Source organism: Streptomyces pathocidini (genome assembly GCF_001418495.1).
GTDB classification, from domain to species: domain Bacteria; phylum Actinomycetota; class Actinomycetes; order Streptomycetales; family Streptomycetaceae; genus Streptomyces; species Streptomyces pathocidini.
Genome location: NZ_LIQY01000001.1, coordinates 1 through 22,330, shown reverse-complemented (window position 1 = coordinate 22,330; position 22,330 = coordinate 1). Strand labels below are relative to the sequence as shown.

Sequence of the window (22,330 nt, the reverse complement as noted above, 5' to 3'; positions counted from 1 at the left end):
TTCACACAGCCACCCCACCGGACAGGCCCCCTTGCGGCAGGGTCCGGGCGGCTTCGCCATGCCTGAAACGAGGAGACAGCACCCCATGGCCGTCGAGATCGAGATGCGTGCCCGCTTCACCAAGGAAGCCCACGACCAGCTGGTCGCCCGTCTGAAGGCGGACGGTGAAGACCTAGGCAGGGACGACAAGCACATCTACTTCTACGTGTTCCCCGACAGGCTCCTGAAGGTTACCGACAACACGGCCGCCGGGACCGCCAAGATCACGCTCAAGGGAAGCAAGATCGGTCAGGGAACGGCCTTCGCGGAGACCGAGTTCGCCATCGCCCCCGCCGACGTTCCCGCCGCGGTGAAGGTGTTCAACGCCCTCGGCTTCGAGACGACCATGCACGAGGCGTTCAACTTCCGCCACAACTTCCGCTTCGACGGCGTCGAGATCGCGGTCAAGTGGAGCGAGGCGTGGGGCTATCACGCCGAGTTCGAGATCCTGCTCGACGACGGTGCCGCGGATGCCGATCGTGTCGAGGCAGCCGCGAAGATCACGAACGTCGCCGCCGAATTGGGCGTGAGCTTGATGACTGAGCAGGAGCTGGCCGACTTCACTGCCGCCTTCGAGGCCGCCGAGAAGGAACGCAAGCAGGAAGCCCCACTTATCCGGTAGGCAAGACACCGCGGAGACCACCAAGGGGGTGGGCACAGATGAGCACGACCCCAGCGACCGCAAATCTGATCGACCTGGCTGCCCAAGGGCGGCTACCGCTCCACCAGTGCATGGATCACACGACCATCGCGTGGATCGCGGGCAACCAGCCTGACCTCCCGCCGGCACCACGGCGGACCCTGCGTCACACATCGCAGAGCCTGATCAAGCGCGCCGGTGTACCACCCGCCTGGATGGCCGACCCCCGGCTGTACACGTCACTCCATGGCGTCAGACACGGCATGCGCACGGCAGCACTGGCCGCTGTCCTCGCCGAGGCGAACGGCCTGGACGACGCCGACACCGCCACCGCGATCGTCGCCGCCGCCATTCACGACTGCCAGCGCCGCCATGACAAGGACGATCAGGGGCACGGCGACCGCGCAGCCGTCTGGCTCGCCGCGAACGCCGACACCGTGTGGGGGCACTTCGATATCACCGCCACGCCCTTCCGGATCGTGCAGGCAGCCGCTGCCGTGCGCCTGCACGACGTTCCGTACACCGCCTTCAGCACCGACGACCGCAGCGACCACGCACGCGCCGAGCACATCGTCGACGTGGTCAAGGCCGCCGACGCTCTGGACCGCTACCGCTTGCCGAAGCTCAAGTGGTGGCCGGACGTCCGGCGCGTCCGCCAGCTGGCGTTCGACCAGTTCCGCAGCCTCGCCTTCGACCTCGTGGTCATCTCCGAGAAGGCCCAACTGGCAGGCGCCAGCAGCCCCGAAGCCGTCCGCTTCGCCCTGGCAGAGAAGGGCCTGGTGTAACCGTGGACTTCCTCGACGCCTACCACCTGTGGGCCGATGCCCACGCCTTCTTCGACTCCACGCTCATCCCCGGACCTGCCGACGCCAACGACCCGCTCGCCTCACAGACCGCAGCATGGGACCAGCGCCTGGCCGAGGAGACGCCGAACGGGAAGCTTCTACGCCAGAACACCCTCTTCGATGCGTTGAGCGGCAACGGCAAGCTGCACCTGCTCCATGTCACCCACGCCCTGGAGGAAATCAACCAGCAGGGAGTCCTCTACCCGTCAGGGGGCTGCCTCGTCGGAAGCATCTACTGCGCTCCGCTCACTGAGACCGCCCAGGGCTTCCGTATGCACAACCTTGCCTCCTACGTGCTGACGAAGGAAGCACCGGCCTCCCTGGCCAGACTCCGCGTAACTGACCGCACCCCGACACCCCTGATTTTCGAGATCAACACACCACCGCAGGCATACCGGGGGCTCGCTGGCGTCGACTACCTCCGACTCGGCCTGATCCACCTACAGATCTATAGCCACCTCGAATACCTGCTCAGCAAGACCGAGCGCCATCACCTCGGCGAAACCGTCGTCGGCCGCATCAAAAACTCAGCCGCGTTCCTCGCCACAGCCGCCGCCGTGGCCTACCAAGGCACGCGCGTCGACCCCGAACCGTTCCTCCAACAGCTCGACGAGACCATCCAGCGTCTGCCGATCCTGGGGTACCTGTACTTCGAGGTGCTCGCGGAGTATCTGATGCTCCACTCCACCTCCCAGCACACCCGCCGCCTGGCCGAACTCGGGGAACTGAACAACTGGCTGTACAAGGAGATGCTGTTCGCCTCCTTCCCCGCCATGGCCGGCAAGTTCGACCTCGCGAAGTTCCGCCCCCATCCCAACCGGCTCGCCGCGCTCCTGATGCAGGTCGACCCCACCGTCGACACCGACCACGCGCGTACGTACCTCGTCGAGCGGATCAGCCACCTCGTCGCCGCACGCCTCTTCCCCCCTGGAGAGATCCCCGAAGCCTGGCACCGCACCCGCTGGGAATTCGACGCCCTCGCCACCCAGCTCGGCCCGCTCCTGGGCCACCTCATCCACCGGGAACTGCGCACGTTCGGCCGCTACCCCGACTTCTACTTCTATTTCGACCAGTACAAGGCCCTGCAAGCCTGGAACTACTGGAACCACATGGACATCGTCGCGCCATTCAACGGCACGATGCCCAAAGGCGAGATCGGCATCAACCCCGCCTATCCCAACCTCGACTACCGCGTGTGGCGTGCCGAGCAGGACCACGCCGGCCACGTCCACCCGGCCGAGCAACTCGACCTGACCATCGCCCCGCGACTGGTCGACATCAAGTACACCCTCATGCGGAACAACCAGTGGACTGCCCCCGCGCCCAGCGCCGCGTGACTCCCTCCGCGTTCCCCGCAGTCCGCCCCTCACAACAGCGTCCCTTTGACTAGGAGCCGTCATGCGTCGCTTCGGCATGCCCTCAACCGACCCCCTCAGCGGACAGATCGCCTCTCTCCTGGACCACCCCGCCACAACCCACGGCTTGGCCCGCAGCCTCCGAGCCGCCGCCCGGGAGATCGAACTCCACCGACACCACCACGCCAGCCAACGCGCATGGCCCAGCGGCAGGATCGACCAGAAGCCCACCAAAGTGCAGATCGGCGGCGGAACCCACCGCATCGACGGTTTCTTCAACATCGACGCCGTCCCGCCCGCCGACCTCCTCTGGGACGTCCGCGAAGGCATCCCCCTCCACGACGACACCGTCCAGACGATCTTCTCCGAGCACTTCATGGAGCACATCGACTACCCATGCTCCGTCAAGCACTACGTCGCCGAATCCCACCGCGTACTGGTACCCGGCGGCCAGATCATCACCGGCGTCCCCGACGCCGCCTTCGCGCTCAGCCAGTACCCCGGCGCCCTCGACCGCTCCACCGAGACGATCGACCGCTGGTACGCCAAGCGCGACTGCCTCGGCGACATCAACACCCAGCTCGACCTCGTCAACCTCGTCTTCCGCGACCAGGACGACGACCCCAACTACACCGCGCACCTCTGGGCGTACGACCACGAGAAGCTCGTCCAGCTCTTCACCGAAGCCGGCTTCACCACCGTCGAACCCTGGACGTTCGACTCCTCCATGGCCAACCCGAAGCGCCGCTGGGGCAGTGTCTACGTCGTCGCGACGAAGTAGCGCCGCCTGGCGGCGAGCGGGCCCCGGACGGTCAGACCTCCGCTGCCCTCCGGGGCCCGCCCTTCCGCGCCACACACAGTGCCCCGCACCCGCCCGGCCACGCAGCCGAGGGAGCCACCCGCGTGAATCAACCCCACCCACCCGTCAGCGACTTGATCCTCGCGGCCACACCCAACGCCGTCTCTTGGGCCCGCCGCCACACTGTCGACGTGCTACGACACTGGCGATTCCCCGACGAGGGCACCGAGGTAGCCCGACCCCTCGTCTCGGAACTCACTACCAACGCCATCTGCCATGCCCACCCAGAGCAGACACCATCAGACGTCGAAAGTTCGCCGGCACTCGCCACGATCTTGCTCAGGCTCTGGCCCACCAGAACGGGGGTCCTTCTCGCCATCGGCGACAAAGACCCACGCCTGCCCACACCTCAGTCCGCCGACGAGAATGCCACCGGAGGCCGAGAGGACTGCTCCTCACCTCAGCGATGGCACGCCGCTGGGGCTACTACCACTCCCAGCAAGCATCCCGGGAAGTTCGTCTGGGTCGAGGTGCCCGCCCAGCCTCCCATCGACACCGACGACCAACAGGCCGGGCCACTGATCATCGGGCGGGTGCTGACCGGTCTACGCGAGCTGTAGACATCCATCTCCGCCAGCGTCTTGCGGCGACTTTCAGAGGGACTCGATCTCATGTGGCCAAAGCCCTCGTCGTGATGATGTGGGGGTGTGCCGACTGACGGCCCAGGCCGAATAGAACACGACGAGGATGCTGGAGGGCTCCTGCGGTCCCTCGGCTTCGCGAACGTCCGTGTCACGTACGGCGCGTAGGCGCGGGGGGCGGGGGCGCGACCCGCTGTCAGGGGCCCGACCGGCGGGCCCCCTGTCGGCCGTTCCGCTCACCGGGCCCGTGCCCGGAACCCCCCACTCGCCGCGGCGGCGACGAAGGCCGCGAAGGCGCCCGCCCGGAACGTGAGCACGGGCCCGTCGGGGTCCTTCGAGTCCCGAACGCCCACGACGTGCGGCAAGGCCGCGACCTCAACGCAGGTGTCTGATCCGCCTTCGCTGTAGCTCGACTTCCGCCACCTGAGCGCAGCTCGCGTCACCTCGCCTCCCCGAACCCACCACTCACCGCGGCGGATACGAAAGACGCAAAGGCGTCGGAGCTGAACGTCAGGAATGGCCCCTCGGGATCTTTCGAGTCACGAACGGCGACAGCCTGGGCCAAGGAGGCGACCTCGACGCAGTTGTCGCCCTCGGCGGTGCTGAATGAAGACTTCCGCCACCTGAGCTGGGACATTCGCGCTTCTCCTAGAGCAGTGGGTAGAGGATGTGCTGGACGAGGCCGAGGGAGTCCTTCGCGGAACGAGCCTCCGGCGCGGCGCTGGGGTCGATGGGCGGGAGCGCCAGTTCGGCCAGCAACGCAAAGGTATCGCTGTACTTGGTGATCCCCTCCCGGTCCCCCAGGTACAACGACTTGCCGAACTGCTCCAGTTGGACGGTCCCCAATTCCCGGACAGGCGGCTCAAGCATCATGAACGAACTGTTGAAGGCTACGCGTCCTTCGAAGTCCAGCGGATACACCTGAATCGTCACGTTGGGGAACCGCGATACCTCGATCAGCTTGAGCAACTGATCCCGCATGACCTCTCTGCCGCCGTAGCGTACCCGGAGAGCCGACTCGTGGATGATGGCGTGCATCTGCGGCGGGCGCTCTCCTCTGAGTACCTTCTGGCGCTCCATACGGAACTCGACCAGTCGCTCCTGCGCTTCCGGCGGGGTGGGGACGAAACTCTCGCGGTGGACAGCCATCGCGTACTCGAAAGTCTGGAACAGCCCGGGGATGTACATGTGCTCATAGCTGTTGAGCCTGGCGGCAGCCGCCTCGAGCTCGGCCAAGTCGAGGTAGGACGGCCTCATCTCCTCGCGATAGCCGCTCCACCACCCCTTGCCCGAATCCTGCCCCAGCTCGACCAGGGCTTTGAGATAGGTGTCAGATTTCTCACCGGCAGCCCGCGCCAGCCGCTCAACTCGCTCCGCAGACAGCCCCGTCTTGCCCGCCTCGATGTTGCTGAGCTGGGACTGGCGCATCCCCAACAGGGCGGCCGCATCGCCGGACGAGAGACCCGCCCGGTCGCGCAGGCTACGGAGTTCTGCTCCGAAGCGGCGCTGACGGTAGGTCGGATTGACCCTCAACCCCATGCGGCTCCTCCCCTGGCTGGCTCGCACAGTTTCACTCGTGACGCGACGCCAAGTCCATCTCGTAACTGCCCATCCGGGCAACCAGGTTGAAAATTTCTAACCGTTCGCCCTACGGTACGTGTGGCACCAGTCACAGATAGTCCTCACCTGGAGGCTGCCATATGCGCATGCCTGAAGAGCCCCCCTGGTCCTACGGACTGTTCATCCCCCACGATCCGCGGGCTGTCGGCGTCGTGCGGGCGACGGTTCGGAGCGTGTTGCGTGCGGCGCGGCTCGACTGCCTGGTCGACACGGCCGAATTACTCGTTTCGGAGCTGGTCACCAACGCGTACCGCTACAGCGAAACCGACGCGTACGTCAGTGTGGACCGGTCATCGGACGGGGTGCGGGTCGCGGTGTGGGATGCCGGGGACGCTCAACCCCACGCGTTCACCGCCCAGTTGGACGACGAGAACGGGCGAGGGCTCTCCATTGTCGAGACGTGCGCCGACGCCTGGGGCGTGGACGACTACACCGACAAGGACGCCGGCCTCACCGGCAAGGCGGTGTGGTTCAACCTCAGGCCGCAGAGCCCCTGAGCCAGCAGAACCCGCAACGCAACGTGGCGCGCCACGGAGAGCAAACCCTCCGCAGCGCGCCACAACCGATACACGCGAAGCCCAGCCGCAGGCGACTACGCGTGGACCACGTCCTTCTCCTCCGCGAAGTGGCATGCCGACTCGTGCGCCGCCGGTGAGGCCGAGGCCGCGAAGCGGGTCGGGACCGCCAGCAGCGGCACCTCCTCGGCGCACCGCGCCTGCGCCTTCCAGCAGCGGGTGCGGAAGCGGCAGCCGGACGGCGGGTTCGCGGGGGACGGGACATCGCCCGCCAGGATGATCCGTTCCCGGCCGTCCCGCGCCTCGGGATCCGGTACCGGGACCGCCGACAGCAGCGCCTGGGTGTAGGGGTGCGTCGGGTGGTCGTAGATCTGCTCGTCCGTGCCGATCTCGACGAACCGGCCCAGGTACATGACCCCGACCCGGTCCGAGATGTGCCGCACGATCGACAGGTCGTGCGCGATGAACACGTACGACAGGTCGAACTCGTCCTGCAGCTTCTCCATCAGGTTCACCACCTGCGCCTGCACCGAGACATCCAGCGCCGAGACCGGCTCGTCGCAGATGATGATCTCGGGGTTCAGCGCCAACCCCCGTGCGATCCCGATCCGTTGGCGCTGGCCACCCGAGAACTGGTGCGGGTAGCGGTTGATGTACTCCGGATTCAGGCCCACCACATCCAGCAGTTCCTGGACCCGCCGCCTCCGGTCCCCCTTCGGCGCCACCTCCGGATGGATGTCAAAAGGCTCACCAATGATGTCGCCCACCGTCATCCGCGGATTCAACGACGTGTACGGATCCTGGAACACCATCTGGATATTCCGCCGCACCGCCTTCAACGCCCGCCCCGACAACCGCGTAATGTCCTCGCCCTTGTAGAAGACCTCACCCGCCGTCGCCGTCTCCAGCGTCATCAGCAGCTTCGCGACCGTGGACTTCCCACAACCCGACTCGCCGACGATGCCCAGCGTCTCGCCCTGGTAGAGGTCGAAGGAGACCCCGTCCACGGCCTTGACCGCGCCGATCTGGCGCTTGAAGAGGACGCCCTGGGTCAGCGGGAAGTGCTTGACCAGGTTCCGCACCTGGAGGATCGGCTCCCGAGGTTCCCGAGACTTCCCGGACTCCCGGGACTCCCGAGCCGCCGCAACAGCCCCAACAACTCCCGCAGCCCCAACAACCCCCGCAGGAGCCGCAACAGAATCAGTCACCGATCGTCTCCTTCCAGAAGTGGCAGGCGCTGCCCCGGCCCGGGGCCACGTCGTGCAGTACGGGGATGTCCGTACGGCAGATGTCCTGTGCCTGCGGGCAGCGCGGGTTGAACGGGCAACCCGTCGGCACCTTCAGCAGGTTGGGCGGCAGGCCCTTGATCGCGTACAGCTCCTGCCCCTTGCGGTCCAGCCGCGGGATGGAGTCCAGCAGACCACGCGTGTACGGGTGAGCGGGGCTCCCATACAGCTCACGCACCGGGGCCGTCTCCACGATCCGCCCCGCGTACATCACCGCGATCTTGTCGGCCACATCCGCCACCACACCCAGGTCGTGGGTGATCAGGATCAGGCCCATGTTGAACTCGCGCTGGAGCTCGGCCAGCAGGTCCATCACCTGGGCCTGGACGGTGACGTCCAACGCCGTCGTGGGCTCATCCGCGATGATCAGATCCGGCTCCAGAGCAAGCGCCATCGCAATCATGATCCGCTGCCGCATACCCCCCGAGAACTGATGCGGGTAATCGCCCACCCGCTCCTTCGCCGCCGGGATGCGTACGCGATCCATCAGCTCGATGGCCTTCGCCCGCGCCTCCTTGCGCGACAGGCCCTCGTGCACACGGAACATCTCGCCCAGCTGGTAGCCCACGCTCAGCACCGGGTTCAGCGAGGACAGCGCGTCCTGGAAGATCATCGCGATCTTCCGGCCGCGGATCCTCCGGCGCTCCTCCGCGGACATCTTCAGCATGTCCCGGCCGCGGAAGAGCACTTCGCCCCGCGGGATCCTGCCGGGCGGCATGTCGAGGATGCCCATGATCGCCTGCGCGGTCACCGACTTGCCCGAACCGGACTCCCCCAGCACGGCCAGCGTCTCCCCCGCGCCGACGCTGTAGCTCACCCCGTTGACGGCCTTCGCGACGCCGTCCCGGGTGTGGAACTCCACGTGCAGGTCCCGGACTTCGAGCAGCGGGCCGCCGTCCTCGCCCTCGGGGCGCGGCGCCGGAACCCGGCCTTCGGACTTCTTCTCCACAGTGGTCACGTACGCCTCCCTCAGCGCAGCTTGGGGTCGAGGGCGTCGCGCACCGCGTCGCCGAGCATGATGAACGACAGGACCGTGAGGCTCAGCGCGCCCGCGGGCCACAGCAGCATGTGCGGCGCGTTGCGGTACTGCACGGCCGCCGCCGAGATGTCCTGGCCCCAGGAGACCGTCGGCGGCTTGAGGCCGACACCGAGGTACGAGAGCGTGGCCTCGACCGAGATGTACATGCCGAGCGCGATGGTCGCGACCACGATCACGGGGGCGACCGCGTTCGGCAGGATGTGCCGGAGCAGGATCCGGCCGGTGGACCCGCCCAGGGCGCGGGCCGCCTGCACGTAGTCCTGCTGCTTGACGGTGATCACCGAGCCGCGCGCGATGCGCGCGATCTGCGGCCAGCCGAGGGCGATCATGAAGCCGATGACGGTCCAGATGCTGCCGCCCTTGATCACCGACAGGATGACCAGGCCGCCCAGCAGGATCGGGATGCCGAAGAAGACATCCGTGATCCGGGACAGCAGCGCGTCCCACCAGCCGCCGAAGTAGCCGGCCAGGCCGCCGAGTACGCCGCCGAGCAGCGCGACGCCGAGGGTGACCAGCACGCCGACGGTCACCGACGCGCGGGCGCCGTAGATCGTACGGGCGTAGACGTCACAGCCCTGGAGGTCGAAGCCGAAGGGGTGGCCGGACGCGGCGCCCTGGCGGGACTTGGCGAGCTGGCAGTCGGTGGGGCTGGTCGAGGTGAACAGGGACGGCCAGAGCGCGACGGTCACCAGGAAGAGGATCATCAGCGCGGAGGCGATGAAGACGGGGTTGCGGCGCAGTTCGCGCCACGCGTCGTTCCACAGGCTGCGCGGCTTCTCCCGGTCGGTGGCCGGGGCAGCGGCGGCGACGGGCTCGGGGTCGAGGGTGCCGACGGCGGTCTTCTCGATCTGGTCAGGCATAGCGGATCCTCGGGTCCAAGACCGCGTAGAGCAGGTCGACGAGCAGGTTCGCCAGGAGGAAGACGAGCACCAGGATGGTGACGAAGCCGACCACCGTCGGGGAGTTGCCCCGGACCAGGCCCTGGTAGAGCTGGTAGCCGACGCCGTGCACGTTGAAGATCCGCTCCGTGACGATCGCCCCGCCCATCAGCGCCCCGATGTCGGTGCCGATGAACGTCACCACGGGGATCAGGGAGTTGCGCAGCAGGTGCACGCCGATCACCCGGCGGCGCGGCAGGCCCTTGGCGACCGCGGTGCGCATGTAGTCCGCGCGCAGGTTCTCCGCCACGGAGGCCCGCGTCAGCCGCGTCACGTACGCCAGGGACAGTCCGGCCAGGACGAAGGCGGGGACGATGAGTTCGTCGAAGGTGGCGGCGCTGGACACCGAGGGCTTGACGAGCTGCCACTCGACGGCCAGGAAGTACTGGGCGAGATAGCCGATCACGAACACCGGGATGGAGATCACCACGAGCGTGGAGATCAGCGTCAGGGTGTCGACGAGCCGGCCGCGGCGCAACCCGCTGAACAGGCCCAGGGTGATGCCGAGGACGATCTCGATACCGACGGCGATCATGGTGAGCCGCGCGGTGACGGGGAAGGCCTCGCCCATCAGCTCGGTGACCTGCTGGCCGTTGAAGGCCTGGCCGAAGTCCCCGGTGAAGATCCCGCCCATGTAGAGCAGGTACTGCTGCAGCAGGGGCTTGTCGAGGTTGAGTTCGGCGCGGATCCGGGCGAGGGTCGCCGGGTCGGGGGCCCGGTCGCCGAACATGGCTGCCACGGGGTCGCCGAGCGCGTAGACCATGGCGAAGATCAGAAAGGTGGTCCCCACGAACACGGGGATCATCTGGAGCAGTCGTCGGATGACGTAGCGCCCCATGGCTACTCCTTCAGGTGGGGGGAGGCGGCGGCCCAGGACGGGACGGGCCGCCGCCCCCTCTCGCTAGAGGCAGGCCGACGGAGGCCTCCCGGAGTGTCGGGAGGCCCTCGTCAGGGCGTCACTTGACGGTGATGTCCTTGAAGACCGGGACGCTGAAGGCGTCCAGCTTCACGTTGTCGACGCGCTCCGAGTGGGCGCTGCTGCCGTTCTGGTACCAGAGCGGGATCGCGGGCATGTCCTGGACGAGGAGCTTCTCCGCGTCCTGGTACAGCTTGATCGCCTTGCCGGTGTCCGCCTCGGCGTTGGCCTTGCCGAGCAGCTCGTCGAACTCCTTGTTGCTGTACGAGCCGTCGTTGGAGCTGGCGCCGGTCTTGTACAGCGGGGTGAGGAAGTTGTCGATGAGCGGGTAGTCCATCTGCCAGCCGGCGCGGAACGGGCCCTTCATCTCCTTGTCGGTGACCTGGTTGCGGTAGTCCGCGAAGGTTCCGACCGGGTTCACGCGGCAGGAGTCCTTCTTGCCCAGCGCGTTGTTGATGCTGTTGCAGACCGCGTCCATCCAGTCCCGGTGGGAGCCGGTGTCCACGTTGGAGGACAGCACGAGCTGGCCGCCGGGGATGCCGCCGCCCTCCTCGATGAGCTGCTTGGCCTTCTTGGGGTCGTACGTGCAGAACTCGCCGCAGACGTCCTCGGAGTAGCCGCCTGGGACGCCCAGCACGGGCGAGGTGAAGTCCTTGGCGGGGGTGCGGGTGTCCTGGAAGATCTTCTTGGTGATCTCCTCGCGGTTGATCGCCATGGAGATGCCCTGGCGGACCTTGGCCGCGTCCTTCGTGCCCCAGCCCTCGGCGTAGAGCGGGAAGGCCAGGGTCTGGATGATGCCCGCGGGCTGGTTGATGTACCGGCCGCCCATGTCGGACTCGACGTTGGCCAGCTGCCCGGCCGGGACGTCGTCCAGCACGTCGAGGTTGCCGGCCAGGACGTCGTTGTACGCGGTGTTGTAGTCCGTGTAGACCTTGAGCTCGACGCCCTTGTTCTTCGGCTTGGAGTCCCCGGCGTAGCTCTCGTTGACCGAGAGCTGCATGCCCTTGCCCTTCTGGAACGAGTCCACCTGGTACGGGCCGTTGCCGATGGGCTTCTTGAGCCAGGCGTCGTGGTCGTCGAAGAACGCCTGGGGCAGCGGGGAGTAGGCCTTGTAGCCCAGGCGCTGCGGCCAGGTGGAGAACTTCTCCTTCAGCTTCACGGTGAAGGTGTGGTCGTCCACGACCTTGAGGCCGGACATGGTCTTGGCCTTGGGCTCGGACTTCTCGTCGGCGGGGTGGACGTCGTCGTAGCCCTCGATGTCGGAGAAGAAGTACGAGCCGATCTGCTTGTTGGGCAGGTAGGCGCCATAGTTCCAGGCGTCGACGTAGGACTTGGCGGTCACCGGGGTGCCGTCGCTGAACTTCCAGCCCTTCTTGAGGGTGAAGGTGAAGTTCTGCTGGTCGTCGGTCTTCACGGACTCGGCCATGGCGTCCTTGGCCTCGCCGGTCTTCGGGTCGTACTCCTTGAGGCCCCGGAAGATCATGTCGAGGACCTTGCCGCCCTGCACCTCGCTGGTGTTGGCCGGCTCGATGGGGTTCTGGGGGTCGCCCCAGGCCGCGGTGACGATCCCGTCCCCGCTGCCCGCGCCCTCGTCGCTGCTGCCGCCTCCGCAGGCGCTCGCGGCCATCGCCACGACTATCGCGCCCACGACCCACTTGGCGCTCTTGGCACCGCGCATGGGTTCGCCTCCTCAGGAGTCCACTGTTTGTCTACATGGAAGAGCGCCGGCCGCGCTGACACCCCTGACAGCAGCCACCGGCACTCTGTCGCTCGTGAGTCGGCGCACCCCGTTCGCGCGTGACCCATTGACCCGAGCTCAATGAAGCCAACTATCAGGGCATTTCGCGCGGCAAACCACGGGTAAGGGATCTCGGTTTGGTCACATCACGGCTGCCGAAAGTCCGGAATCCGGACAAATTAATCCGTTACAGACACCCATGAATCGGACGGTTGCCTCAACTTCCGCAAAGAAGTCACCGATTATCGAACACAATCCAACAGAAACCAGTTGACAGCCCAACCCATCGGCCACATCAAACACCGGTGGCCCGCCGGCAACAGCCGACGGGCCACCGATGAGATCCGGTCAGGTCAGCGCTTGGCGCGCGAGGCGGTGCGGGCGCGCTCCTTCTGGTCCAGGACGACCTTGCGGATGCGCACGGCCTCCGGGGTCACCTCGACGCACTCGTCGTCGCGGCAGAACTCCAGCGACTGCTCCAGCGAGAGCTTCCGCGGCGGAACGACCGCCTCGAACGAGTCGGCCGACGCCGACCGCATGTTGGTGAGCTTCTTCTCCTTGGTGATGTTCACGTCCATGTCGTCGGAGCGCGAGTTCTCGCCGACGATCATGCCCTCGTACACCTCGGTGCCGGGTTCGGTGAACAGGACGCCGCGCTCCTGCAGGTTGATCATTGCGAACGGCGTGACGGCACCGGCGCGGTCGGCGACCAGTGAACCGTTGTTCCGGGTCTGCAGCTGGCCGAACCACGGCTCGTGGCCCTCGTGGATCGAGTGGGCGATGCCCGTACCGCGGGTGTTGGTCAGGAACTCCGTACGGAAGCCGATGAGGCCACGGGACGGCACGACGAACTCCATACGGACCCAGCCGGAGCCGTGGTTCGACATGTTGTCCATACGGCCCTTGCGGACGCCCATGAGCTGCGTGACGGCGCCCATGTGCTCCTCGGGCACGTCGATCGTCATACGCTCGACCGGCTCGTGCATCTTGCCGTTGATCTCCTGCGTGACCACCTGCGGCTTGCCGATGGTCAGCTCGAAGCCCTCACGGCGCATCTGCTCGACCAGGATGGCCAGCGCCAGCTCACCGCGACCCTGCACCTCCCAGGCATCGGGGCGCTCGGTGTCCAGGACGCGCAGCGAGACGTTGCCGATCAGCTCGCGGTCCAGCCGGTCCTTGACCTGGCGGGCGGTGACCTTGCGGTCCTTGACCGCAGCCTTGTTGTCCGCGCCCTTGCCGGTGCCGCCCCGGCCGACCAGCGGCGAGGTGTTGGTACCGATGGTCATGGAGATCGCCGGCTCGTCGACCGTGATCAGCGGCAGCGCGATCGGGTTCTCCGGGTCGGCCAGCGTCTCGCCGATCATGATGTCCGGGATACCGGCCACCGCGCAGATGTCACCGGGGCCCGCCTTCTCGGCGGGCTTGCGGGTCAGCGCCTCGGTCATCATCAGCTCGGTGATGCGGACGCTGGAGATCGTGCCGTCCCGCTTGATCCACGCGACGGTCTGGCCCTTCTTCAGTTCGCCCTGCTCGACGCGGAGCAGCGCGATCCGACCGAGGAAGTTGTCGGCGTCCAGGTTGGTGACGTGCGCCTGGAGCGGCGCCTCCTCGTCGTACTGCGGCGCCGGGACGGTCTCCAGCAGGGCGGTGAAGAACGGCTCCAGGCTGGTGGAGTCGCCCGGGACCGTGCCGTCCTCCGGCTTGGTCAGCGAGGCGACGCCGTCCCGCGCGCAGGCGTAGACGATCGGGAACTCGATCTGGTCCTCGTCCGCGTCCAGGTCGAGGAAGAGGTCGTAGGTCTCGTTGACGACCTCGTCGATACGGGAGTCCGGCCGGTCCGTCTTGTTGATGCAGAGGATGACCGGCAGCCGGGCCTGGAGCGCCTTGCGCAGCACGAAGCGGGTCTGCGGCAGCGGGCCCTCGGAGGCGTCGACGAGCAGCACGACCGCGTCGACCATCGACAGGCCGCGCTCGACCTCGCCGCCGAAGTCGGCGTGGCCGGGGGTGTCGATGATGTTGATCGTGACGGGGTCGCCGCCGTCCTTGGGGTGGTACTTGACCGCGGTGTTCTTCGCGAGAATGGTGATGCCCTTCTCGCGCTCGAGGTCGTTGGAGTCCATCACCCGGTCGTCCACCTGCTGGTGGGCGGCGAACGCGCCCGCCTGCTTGAGCATGGCGTCGACGAGGGTCGTCTTGCCGTGGTCGACGTGGGCGACGATGGCGACGTTGCGGATGTCGTGGCGCGTGGGCACTACGGTGCTTCTCCCGGAATCGTGGATGGGCTCCGCGTACAGGACTGGGTACGCGCGCCCGCCGTGCGTAGAGGAAAGCCACGGCCGCATCCCATGGTACGGGGCCGGGCGAAAACCGGCCGCCCAGCCCCGTCCGTACCGGCCCGTCCGCTACTTCTTGAAGCCGATGTCCTGGTAGCGCGGGGTCGCGAAGCCGAAGGCCCCGACGTTGGCCAGATTCGAGCGGACCGCCACCAGCTGCGGGCGCTGGTAGAGCGGGATCGACCCGGCGGCGGCCCAGATACGGGCGTCGGCGCGGCGTACGAGGGCCCGCGAGGCCGAGGGGTCCAGCTCGCTGATCGCCTGGTCGAAGAGCTGGTCGATGTGGTCGGTGCCCACCCGCGTGTAGTTCTGCTCGACGATCAGCGAGCCGTCGGGGGCCGGCTGCGGCTTGGCGAAGATCGGCCGGGCGTCGGTGGCCGGGTAGGCGCTGGCGGGCCAGGACCACAGGGCCAGGTCGTAGTCGCCGGAGGCGATGTGGTCCTTGAAGTAGCTGTCGTCGCCGACCTTGGTGATCTGCGTCCGGATACCGACCTTCTGCAGCATCCGGGAGATCCGCTCCCCGGCGGTGCGCAGCGGCTCGGTGCCGGGGCCCGTCGGCAGCACGAAGCGCAGCGCCAGCGGCTTGCCGTCCTTCTGGAGGGTGCGGACGTCGGCCGGCCTGGCCTTGCCGCCCTTCCCGGCCCGGTCCTCGTGGTCGCCGCGGTCCAGCCGCGCCTGGGGCCCCTTCTCCCCGGCGAGCCCGCCGCCCTCGCGCCAGCCCGCGGAGGAGAGCAGGGCCTGGGCGGCCTCGGTGTCCTGGCCGCCGAGGGCCGAGCTGTTGTCCTGGTAGCCCTGCTGGCCGACCATCATCAGATGGCTGCCGAGCGCCTGCCCGGGCAGGTCGACCGGCCCGAGCACGGCCTTGGCGATGGCCTTGCGGTCGATCGCGCGGGCCACGGCCCGGCGCACCCGCTCGTCGGCCAGCGGCCCGGCCGAGCCGTTGAGCGCGAGCTGGGTGTAGGCGGGCTCCAGCGACTTGCGGACGGTGAAGCCGCGCAGCGTGGCCTCCGCCCGCCGGACCCGCGCGGCCGTGGCCTGGGTGCCGGCCGCGCCCTGCTCGCTCTTGGGGATCGTCTGCGCGTTCTTCCCCTTGGACGCGGCGTGGATCTTCTCGACGCCGTTCCGGTCGACCTCGGCGACATCGAGCCGGCCGGCCGCGAGGGCGGCCGTGCGCTGGTCGCGGGGCACGGCGGCGAAGACCACCTTGTCCAGCTGGGCCTTGTCGCCCCACCACTTCGGGTTCCGTACGAGCGTGACCTCGCTGCGGCCCTTGTTCCGGAGCGCGAAGGGGCCCGCGGTGGCCTGGAGGGTCCCCCGCGCACCGTCGTTGAAGGAGTTCGCGGTGCCCATCACGGACCGCGGGTAGAGCGGCGAGAACAGCGAGCGCCAGTCGGTGTACGGCTTGGCGAAGGTGACCCGCACCTCCCCGGCCGCGGCGCCCTTCTCGATCTTCTGGATGCGCTCGTACCCGGCGTTGCGCGCGGTCCAGAAGGCGCGGTCCTTGCCGCGCAGCGCCTGCCACTGGGCCGTGAAGTCCTCGACGCCGAGCTTGCGGCCGTCGGTCCAGACGGCGCTCTTGTTGAGCCGGTAGCTGACCACCTGCTTCGGCTCGCGCTCGATGACGTCGGCGGCGGCCAGGTAGTCGGGGTTGCGCTGCGGCCTGCCGCGCTGGTCGAGGGTGAACAGGGCGGGCAGGACGGCGCCCGCGACGCGGTCGGTGGCGGCGTCGGCGTCGGACTGGAAGGTGTTGAGCGTCGCGGGCACGGCGTCGATCGCCCAGCGCAGCGTCCCGCTCTCGCGCAGGCCCCCGCGCGAGGAGGCGCCGACGTCCTGCGGCACGGCCGTGGCCGCGGGCGTGCCCTCGGAGGAGCTGCCGCAGGCGGCCAGTACGGGCAGGGGGAGGAGCGCGCCCGCCACGAGGAACGCGGTGCGGCGCCGCTGGCGTGTACGCGATGACATGACGGGGACCTCCACTTGCACTGCCTGCGCTCTGGTCGAGCGAAACGCACACATTCGGGCGCTTATGTCGCTCATCACATATATCCATGGACCACTGAAAACGAGAGGTTCCACCCCGGCGCGCCGACACGGCACAGGAACGCGGATTGCCACTCGTACGGCGGCGGGCCGCACAGACGTCCTGGGGCGCACGGCTGGGGCGTGCACGACGACGCGCGCTCGCCACGACGGGGGAATCCCGGACGTGGCCTAGCCAACGCGGGATGTGACGCGCAACACTTCCTCCACATCCGCGGTCGGCCCCTCAACGACGACCGCGGGTCCGCGTTGCCATCGAACGAAGCGAGCCGCACGCGCGAAGGCGAGGGCAGTCCCTATGTCCGTTTCCGACGACCTGACAGCCGCACAGCGTTCCCTCGACGAGCTGGCCAGAACCGTCAACCGGCTGGAACAGCACGTCGGTGGCGGTCTGGAGATCCGCCGGGTGCGCGCCGACACCGACCACCTGAGGGAGAGCCTCGCGCTGCTGCGCGAGAGCGCCCCGCCGGAGCGGAACCGGGGCGAGACCCTCAAACCCGAGATGGTCACCATCCCCGACACCCCGTACAACGCCGCCCTGTGGGCCGACGCCGAGGACGAGGGGCTCGGCGCGCGCGACCGGCACGCGCCGTAAGGAATCCCGTACGTCAGCCGCGTCCGCAGTCGACCCCACTCCTGCCTGGAGTCATCCACCTTGGCCACTGGTACCCAACCCCGAACGGACACCGGCGAACCCGACGGCGCGCGTGGCGGAGTGCTCTCCGCCACGCGCGCCGCCATTTCCGCCCGGCACCTGCGGACCGACCGCTGGTGGCTGGCGCCCGCGGCCACCGCGGCCGGGCTGCTGGCGTTCGTCGTCTACTCGACCTGGCGGGCCTTCGCGAACGCCGACTACTACGCGGCGCCGTACGTCTCGCCCTTCTACTCGCCCTGCCTCGCGGAGAACTGCGAGACCATGAAGGGCGGCCCCAACTGGGAGATCTTCGGCAGCTGGTGGGGTCTGTCCCCCGCCCTGCTGATCCTGATCTTCCCGCTCGGCTTCCGGCTGACCTGCTACTACTACCGGAAGGCCTACTACCGCGGCTTCTGGGCCTCGCCGCCCGCCTGCGCGGTGGCCGAGCCGCACGGGAAGTACACCGGCGAGACCCGCTTCCCGCTGATCCTGCAGAACATCCACCGGTACTTCTTCTACGCGGCGATCCCGGTCGCGGGCATCCTCACGTACGACACCGTGCTGGCCTTCCGGAACTCCGCCTACGCGTGGGGCCACATGGGTCTCGGCACGCTGGTCTTCCTGGCCAACATCGTGCTGATCTGGGCGTACACCCTCTCCTGCCACTCATGCCGGCACATCGTCGGCGGCCGGCTCAAGCACTTCTCCCAGCACCCGGTGCGCTACCGGCTGTGGGGCTGGGTGGGGTGGCTCAACGCGCGCCACGCGCGGCTCGCCTGGGCCTCGCTGATCAGCGTCGCGCTGGCCGACTTCTACGTGTACCTGCTCGCCACCGGTGTATTCGACGATCCGAGGTTCTTCTGATGTCTGCTGTGGAACGGCACGCGTGGGACGTGGTCGTGGTCGGCGCGGGGGGCGCCGGGCTGCGCGCGGCCATCGAGGCCCGCGAACAGGGCCTGCGCACCGCCGTCATCTGCAAGTCGCTGTTCGGCAAGGCCCACACGGTGATGGCCGAGGGCGGCATCGCGGCCAGCATGGGCAACGTCAACGAGGGCGACAACTGGCAGGTCCACTTCCGCGACACCATGCGCGGCGGCAAGTTCCTCAACCAGTGGCGGATGGCCGAGCTGCACGCGCGCGAAGCACCGGACCGCGTCTGGGAGTTGGAGACCTGGGGCGCGCTGTTCGACCGTACGGCCGACGGGCGGATCTCGCAGCGCAACTTCGGCGGCCACGAGTACCCGCGCCTCGCGCACGTCGGCGACCGCACGGGCCTTGAGCTGATCCGCACGCTCCAGCAGAAGATGGTCTCGCTCCAGCAGGAGGACCAGCGGGAGTTCGGCGACTACGAGGCGCGGCTGAAGGTCTACCAGGAATGCACGGTCACCCGGGTCCTGAAGAGTGACGGCCTGAAGTCCGGCGGCAAGGTCTCCGGCGTCTTCTGCTACGAGCGGGAGTCCGGCCGGTTCTTCGTCATCGAGGCGCCGGCCGTGGTGCTGGCGACCGGCGGCATCGGCAAGTCCTTCAAGGTGACCTCCAACTCCTGGGAGTACACCGGCGACGGGCACGCCCTCGCGCTGCTCGCCGGGGCCCCGCTGATCAACATGGAGTTCGTGCAGTTCCACCCCACCGGCATGGTCTGGCCGCCGTCGGTGAAGGGCATCCTCGTCACCGAGTCGGTGCGCGGCGACGGCGGGGTGCTGCGCAACAGCGAGGGCAAGCGGTTCATGTTCGACTACATCCCGGACGTGTTCAAGGAGAAGTACGCGCAGTCCGAGGGCGAGGGCGACCGCTGGTACGAGGACCCGGACCACAACCGGCGTCCGCCCGAGCTGCTCCCCCGCGACGAGGTCGCCCGCGCCATCAACTCCGAGGTGAAGGCGGGCCGCGGCTCCCCGCACGGCGGGGTGTTCCTGGACGTCTCCACGCGGATGCCCGCCGATGTCATCAAGCGCCGACTGCCCTCCATGCACCACCAGTTCAAGGAGCTGGCGGACGTGGACATCACCGCCGAGCCCATGGAGGTCGGCCCGACCTGCCACTACGTCATGGGCGGCGTGGACGTCGACCCGGACACGGCCGCGGCGCGCGGTGTGCCGGGCCTGTTCGCGGCGGGCGAGGTCGCGGGCGGCATGCACGGCTCGAACCGGCTGGGCGGCAACTCCCTCTCCGACCTGCTGGTGTTCGGCCGCAGGGCCGGGCTGCACGCGGCGGAGTACGCGGCCGCCCTTGCGGCGGGGATGCGGCCCTCGCCCGGCGAGGCGGACATCGCGGCCGCGGAGGCGGAGGCGCTGCGCCCGTTCAGCGCGGAGGGCCAGGCCGAGGGCCAGGGCGCAGAGCACTCGCAGGGGCGGCCCGCCGAGAACCCGTACACCCTCCACCAGGAGCTCCAGCAGACGATGAACGACCTCGTCGGCATCATCCGGCGGGAGGGCGAGATGACCGAGGCGCTGCACCGGCTCTCCGGACTGCGGGTGCGGGCCCGGCACGCGGGCGTCGAGGGGCACCGGCAGTTCAACCCGGGCTGGCACCTGGCGATCGACCTGCGGAACATGCTGCTGGTCAGCGAGTGCGTGGCGCGGGCGGCGCTGGAGCGCACCGAGAGCCGCGGCGGGCACACCCGGGACGACCATCCGCACATGGACCGGGAGTGGCGGCGGATCAACCTGGTCTGCTCGCTGATCGACCCGACGGGCGGCATCGCGGCTGCCGACCCGGAGCGCGGCCAGATCCGCCTGGAGCGGCGCGAGGTGCCGCCGATCCGCCCCGACCTGCTGGGGCTGTTCGAGAAGGAGGAGCTGGTGAAGTACCTGACGGACGAGGAGCTCACCCAGTGACCACCAGTACGAGTGCCTACCTGGCCCACTTCCGGGTGTGGCGGGGCGACGAGGACGGCGGCGGACTGGAGGACTTCAAGGTGGAGGTGAACGAGGGCGAGGTGGTCCTCGACATCGTCCACCGCCTCCAGGCCACCCAGGCCCCGGACCTGGCGGTGCGCTGGAACTGCAAGGCGGGCAAGTGCGGTTCGTGCAGCGCGGAGATCAACGGGCGGCCGCGGCTGATGTGCATGACGCGGATGTCGGTCTTCGGCCGGGACGAGACGATCACGATCACCCCGCTGCGCGCTTTCCCGGTCGTACGCGACCTGGTGACGGATGTGTCCTTCAACTACGCGAAGGCGCGCGAGGTCCCGTCGTTCGTCCCGCCTCAGGGGCTCGGCCCGGGCGACTACCGGATGCAGCAGGAGGACGTGGGGCGCTCGCAGGAGTTCCGCAAGTGCATCGAGTGCTTCCTGTGCCAGGACACCTGCCATGTGGTGCGCGATCACGAGGAGAACAAGGGGGCCTTCGCGGGCCCGCGCTTCCTGATGCGGGTCGCCGAGCTGGACATGCACCCGCTGGACGCGGCGGCCGAGGCCGGCATCGACCGCAAGCGCACCGCCCAGGACGATCACGGCCTGGGCTACTGCAACATCACCAAGTGCTGCACCGAGGTGTGCCCCGAGGGCATCAAGATCACGGACAATGCCCTGATTCCCTTGAAGGAGCGGGCGGTCGACCGCAAGTACGACCCCCTGGTGTGGCTCGGCAACAAGATCCTGCGGCGCAAGCCGTAGCCGCGGCGCCGATGTGGTGACCGCTTGAACCGGTCCGGTCGGTTCGGCTCCCCCGGCTACCGCTGGGAGGGGCCCCGTCCGGGCCGGGGCCGTCGTGGCTGCTCGCCGTTGCGGCGGTGAAATTCTCCGCCGCAGCGGCGGGAAGCCTCGCGGCGCGGTCCGGCAGTGCCGTCCGGCGGCGCGGCGCTGCTGCCCGAACTACCCGCGACCCTCCCGGGTGGCCGTGCGTCAGAACAGGCTCAGCAGGGCGTCCGTCGGGTCCGGTAGCGGCGAGTCCCCGTCCGGGATGGCGAGTTCGAACCAGACCGTCTTCCCGCGCGGGGTCCGGCGGCTGCCCCAGCCCATGCTGAGGAGGCCGACGAGCTGGAGGCCGCGGCCGCCCTCGTCGGTGTCGCGGGCGCGGCGGCGGCGCGGCTGGACCAGCCCGCCGTCCCACACCTCGCACACCAGGGTGCGGTCCTTCAGCAGCCGCAGCCGGATCTCGCCCTCGCCGTACCGCATGGCGTTGGTGACCAGCTCGCTGACCAGCAGCTCCGTGGTGTCCACCAGGGCGTCCAGGCCCCAGGCGACCAGCTGGCCGCGGGCCAGTTCGCGGGCGCGGGCCACCGACCGCGGTTCGGGGGCGAGCGTCCAGTCGCCGACCGAATCCGCGGGCAGGCCCTGCACGCGGGCCATCAGGAGGGCGATGTCGTCCTCGCCGTGGCCGGTGTCGAGGGTGGAGAGCACCCGGTCGCACAGGTCCTCCAGCGGGCTGGGGTCCCCGGCGGCGGGCGCGGGCGGCGGGTCGCCGAGCGCCTTGCGAAAGGCGTCCAGGCCCTCGTCCAGCGGGTGGTCGCGGGACTCGACGAGCCCGTCGGTGTAGAGCGCGAGGAGGGCGCCGTCGGGGAGTTCGACCTCGACCTCCTCGAACGGCTCGCCGCCCACCCCGAGCGGCATGCCGGTGGGCACTTCGAGCAGTTCGGCGGACTCGCCCGGCGCGACGAGCACGGGCGGCAGGTGCCCGGCGTTGGCGACCGTGGCCCGCCGGGTGACCGGGTCGTACACCGCGTACACGCAGGTCGCGAGGTAGACCTCGGCGAGGTCGGCGGCGCGTCCGCCCGCCATCCCCTTGCGGGAGGCGTGGGCGCCCGCGGGGGCGCCGAGGCCCCGGGCGATCTCGTCCAACTGCGAGAGCACCTCGGCGGGTTCGAGGTCGAGCAGCGCCAACGTCCGTACGGCGGTGCGCAGTTCGCCCATGGCAACGGCGGCGCGCAGGCCGCGGCCCATCACGTCGCCGACGACCAGGGCGGTGCGGTGGCCGGGCAGCTCTATGACGTCGAACCAGTCGCCGCCGACCTCG

General features: G+C 68.7%; 20 protein-coding genes and 1 pseudogene. 10 read left to right on the top strand and 11 right to left on the bottom strand.

Annotation, left to right across the window (positions count from 1 at the left end; translation table 11 throughout):
- Positions 1-85 precede the first annotated feature (85 nt).
- The 5 genes and pseudogenes from AOK16_RS00100 to AOK16_RS29150 all read left to right on the top strand — a co-directional run.
- Positions 86-661: a CYTH domain-containing protein gene (locus AOK16_RS00100; protein WP_055470114.1), complete on the top strand. Its 576-nt coding sequence runs from the start codon at positions 86-88 to the stop codon at positions 659-661.
- Between the two features lie 38 nt (positions 662-699).
- Complete coding sequence (locus tag AOK16_RS00095; RefSeq protein ID WP_079100891.1) at positions 700-1,464, top strand: hypothetical protein; 765 nt, start codon at positions 700-702, stop codon at positions 1,462-1,464.
- A 2-nt stretch (positions 1,465-1,466) separates the two neighbouring features.
- Positions 1,467-2,861, top strand: coding sequence for a hypothetical protein (locus tag AOK16_RS00090; protein ID WP_055470112.1), 1,395 nt, complete (start codon positions 1,467-1,469; stop codon positions 2,859-2,861).
- 61 nt (positions 2,862-2,922) lie between these two features.
- A complete protein-coding gene (locus AOK16_RS00085) occupies positions 2,923-3,660 on the top strand; it encodes a class I SAM-dependent methyltransferase (protein WP_055470111.1) in 738 nt (245 codons plus the stop codon).
- Positions 3,661-3,782: 122 nt separating this feature from the next.
- Positions 3,783-4,097, top strand: a pseudogene (locus AOK16_RS29150) (ATP-binding protein); the annotation flags it as partial.
- A 458-nt stretch (positions 4,098-4,555) separates the two neighbouring features.
- Here the strand turns inward: AOK16_RS29150 and AOK16_RS00080 are convergent.
- Genes AOK16_RS00080 through AOK16_RS00070 form a run of 3 tightly spaced genes read right to left on the bottom strand, consistent with a single transcriptional unit; the run spans position 4,556 to position 5,858 of the window.
- Positions 4,556-4,762: a DUF397 domain-containing protein gene (locus tag AOK16_RS00080; RefSeq protein WP_055470110.1), complete on the bottom strand. Its 207-nt coding sequence runs from the start codon at positions 4,760-4,762 to the stop codon at positions 4,556-4,558.
- Positions 4,759-4,956, bottom strand: a complete 198-nt coding sequence (locus AOK16_RS00075; protein ID WP_055470109.1) for a DUF397 domain-containing protein — start codon at positions 4,954-4,956, stop codon at positions 4,759-4,761. Before AOK16_RS00075 ends, AOK16_RS00080 begins: the two co-directional genes overlap by 4 nt.
- Before the next feature lie 11 nt (positions 4,957-4,967).
- The gene (locus tag AOK16_RS00070) at positions 4,968-5,858 is read right to left on the bottom strand and encodes a helix-turn-helix domain-containing protein (RefSeq protein WP_079100890.1); all 891 of its coding nucleotides are present in this window, start codon (positions 5,856-5,858) and stop codon (positions 4,968-4,970) included.
- Between the two features lie 167 nt (positions 5,859-6,025).
- Here AOK16_RS00070 and AOK16_RS00065 point away from each other — a divergent pair, with 167 nt between their 5' ends.
- Positions 6,026-6,436 carry an ATP-binding protein gene (locus tag AOK16_RS00065; protein ID WP_240483299.1) on the top strand — a complete coding sequence of 137 codons (411 nt, stop codon included), beginning with the start codon at positions 6,026-6,028 and terminating at the stop codon, positions 6,434-6,436.
- 95 nt (positions 6,437-6,531) lie between these two features.
- On the opposite strand, the gene AOK16_RS00060 is transcribed toward AOK16_RS00065, so the two are convergent.
- The 7 genes from AOK16_RS00060 to AOK16_RS00030 form a co-directional block, all read right to left on the bottom strand.
- Positions 6,532-7,662, bottom strand: coding sequence for an ABC transporter ATP-binding protein (locus AOK16_RS00060; RefSeq protein ID WP_055470107.1), 1,131 nt, complete (start codon positions 7,660-7,662; stop codon positions 6,532-6,534).
- Positions 7,655-8,689 carry an ABC transporter ATP-binding protein gene (locus tag AOK16_RS00055; RefSeq protein WP_398718157.1) on the bottom strand — a complete coding sequence of 345 codons (1,035 nt, stop codon included), beginning with the start codon at positions 8,687-8,689 and terminating at the stop codon, positions 7,655-7,657. Before AOK16_RS00055 ends, AOK16_RS00060 begins: the two co-directional genes overlap by 8 nt.
- 20 nt (positions 8,690-8,709) lie before the next feature.
- On the bottom strand, positions 8,710-9,639 hold the full coding sequence (locus AOK16_RS00050) for an ABC transporter permease (protein WP_055470105.1): 930 nt from the start codon (positions 9,637-9,639) through the stop codon (positions 8,710-8,712).
- The gene (locus AOK16_RS00045; protein WP_055470104.1) at positions 9,632-10,555 is read right to left on the bottom strand and encodes an ABC transporter permease; all 924 of its coding nucleotides are present in this window, start codon (positions 10,553-10,555) and stop codon (positions 9,632-9,634) included. The genes AOK16_RS00050 and AOK16_RS00045 overlap by 8 nt, the downstream gene beginning before the upstream one ends.
- 118 nt (positions 10,556-10,673) lie before the next feature.
- Positions 10,674-12,311: a peptide ABC transporter substrate-binding protein gene (locus AOK16_RS00040; RefSeq protein ID WP_055470103.1), complete on the bottom strand. Its 1,638-nt coding sequence runs from the start codon at positions 12,309-12,311 to the stop codon at positions 10,674-10,676.
- Positions 12,312-12,724: 413 nt separating this feature from the next.
- On the bottom strand, positions 12,725-14,623 hold the full coding sequence (typA, locus tag AOK16_RS00035) for a translational GTPase TypA (RefSeq protein ID WP_055470102.1): 1,899 nt from the start codon (positions 14,621-14,623) through the stop codon (positions 12,725-12,727).
- 150 nt (positions 14,624-14,773) lie between these two features.
- Positions 14,774-16,663 (bottom strand): ABC transporter family substrate-binding protein, encoded by a 1,890-nt coding sequence (locus tag AOK16_RS00030; RefSeq protein WP_055470101.1) that lies wholly within the window; start codon positions 16,661-16,663, stop codon positions 14,774-14,776.
- Positions 16,664-17,039: 376 nt separating this feature from the next.
- Between AOK16_RS00030 and AOK16_RS00025 the strand changes: the two genes are divergently transcribed.
- The 4 genes from AOK16_RS00025 to AOK16_RS00010 are packed head-to-tail and all read left to right on the top strand — an operon-like array spanning position 17,040 to position 20,991.
- On the top strand, positions 17,040-17,336 hold the full coding sequence (locus AOK16_RS00025; protein ID WP_055470100.1) for a hypothetical protein: 297 nt from the start codon (positions 17,040-17,042) through the stop codon (positions 17,334-17,336).
- Between the two features lie 60 nt (positions 17,337-17,396).
- Entirely contained in the window at positions 17,397-18,239 is an 843-nt protein-coding gene (locus AOK16_RS00020; protein ID WP_055470099.1) for a hypothetical protein, read from the top strand.
- Positions 18,239-20,212: a fumarate reductase/succinate dehydrogenase flavoprotein subunit gene (locus AOK16_RS00015; RefSeq protein ID WP_055470098.1), complete on the top strand. Its 1,974-nt coding sequence runs from the start codon at positions 18,239-18,241 to the stop codon at positions 20,210-20,212. Before AOK16_RS00020 ends, AOK16_RS00015 begins: the two co-directional genes overlap by 1 nt.
- A complete protein-coding gene (locus tag AOK16_RS00010; RefSeq protein ID WP_055470097.1) occupies positions 20,209-20,991 on the top strand; it encodes a succinate dehydrogenase/fumarate reductase iron-sulfur subunit in 783 nt (260 codons plus the stop codon). Before AOK16_RS00015 ends, AOK16_RS00010 begins: the two co-directional genes overlap by 4 nt.
- Before the next feature lie 228 nt (positions 20,992-21,219).
- On the opposite strand, the gene AOK16_RS00005 is transcribed toward AOK16_RS00010, so the two are convergent.
- The coding region (locus tag AOK16_RS00005; RefSeq protein ID WP_157859037.1) for an ATP-binding SpoIIE family protein phosphatase at positions 21,220-22,330 on the bottom strand (1,111 nt) is incomplete at its 5' end.

Coding starts and splice junctions, on each gene's coding strand:
- AOK16_RS00100 (WP_055470114.1), top strand. CDS start 86: ATGGCCGTCGAGATCGAGATGCGTGCCCGCTTCACCAAGGAAGCCCAC.
- AOK16_RS00095 (WP_079100891.1), top strand. CDS start 700: ATGAGCACGACCCCAGCGACCGCAAATCTGATCGACCTGGCTGCCCAA.
- AOK16_RS00085 (WP_055470111.1), top strand. CDS start 2,923: ATGCGTCGCTTCGGCATGCCCTCAACCGACCCCCTCAGCGGACAGATC.
- AOK16_RS00075 (WP_055470109.1), bottom strand. CDS start 4,956: ATGTCCCAGCTCAGGTGGCGGAAGTCTTCATTCAGCACCGCCGAGGGC.
- AOK16_RS00070 (WP_079100890.1), bottom strand. CDS start 5,858: ATGGGGTTGAGGGTCAATCCGACCTACCGTCAGCGCCGCTTCGGAGCA.
- AOK16_RS00065 (WP_240483299.1), top strand. CDS start 6,026: ATGCCTGAAGAGCCCCCCTGGTCCTACGGACTGTTCATCCCCCACGAT.
- AOK16_RS00050 (WP_055470105.1), bottom strand. CDS start 9,639: ATGCCTGACCAGATCGAGAAGACCGCCGTCGGCACCCTCGACCCCGAG.
- AOK16_RS00045 (WP_055470104.1), bottom strand. CDS start 10,555: ATGGGGCGCTACGTCATCCGACGACTGCTCCAGATGATCCCCGTGTTC.
- AOK16_RS00040 (WP_055470103.1), bottom strand. CDS start 12,311: ATGCGCGGTGCCAAGAGCGCCAAGTGGGTCGTGGGCGCGATAGTCGTG.
- AOK16_RS00030 (WP_055470101.1), bottom strand. CDS start 16,663: ATGTCATCGCGTACACGCCAGCGGCGCCGCACCGCGTTCCTCGTGGCG.
- AOK16_RS00025 (WP_055470100.1), top strand. CDS start 17,040: ATGTCCGTTTCCGACGACCTGACAGCCGCACAGCGTTCCCTCGACGAG.
- AOK16_RS00015 (WP_055470098.1), top strand. CDS start 18,239: ATGTCTGCTGTGGAACGGCACGCGTGGGACGTGGTCGTGGTCGGCGCG.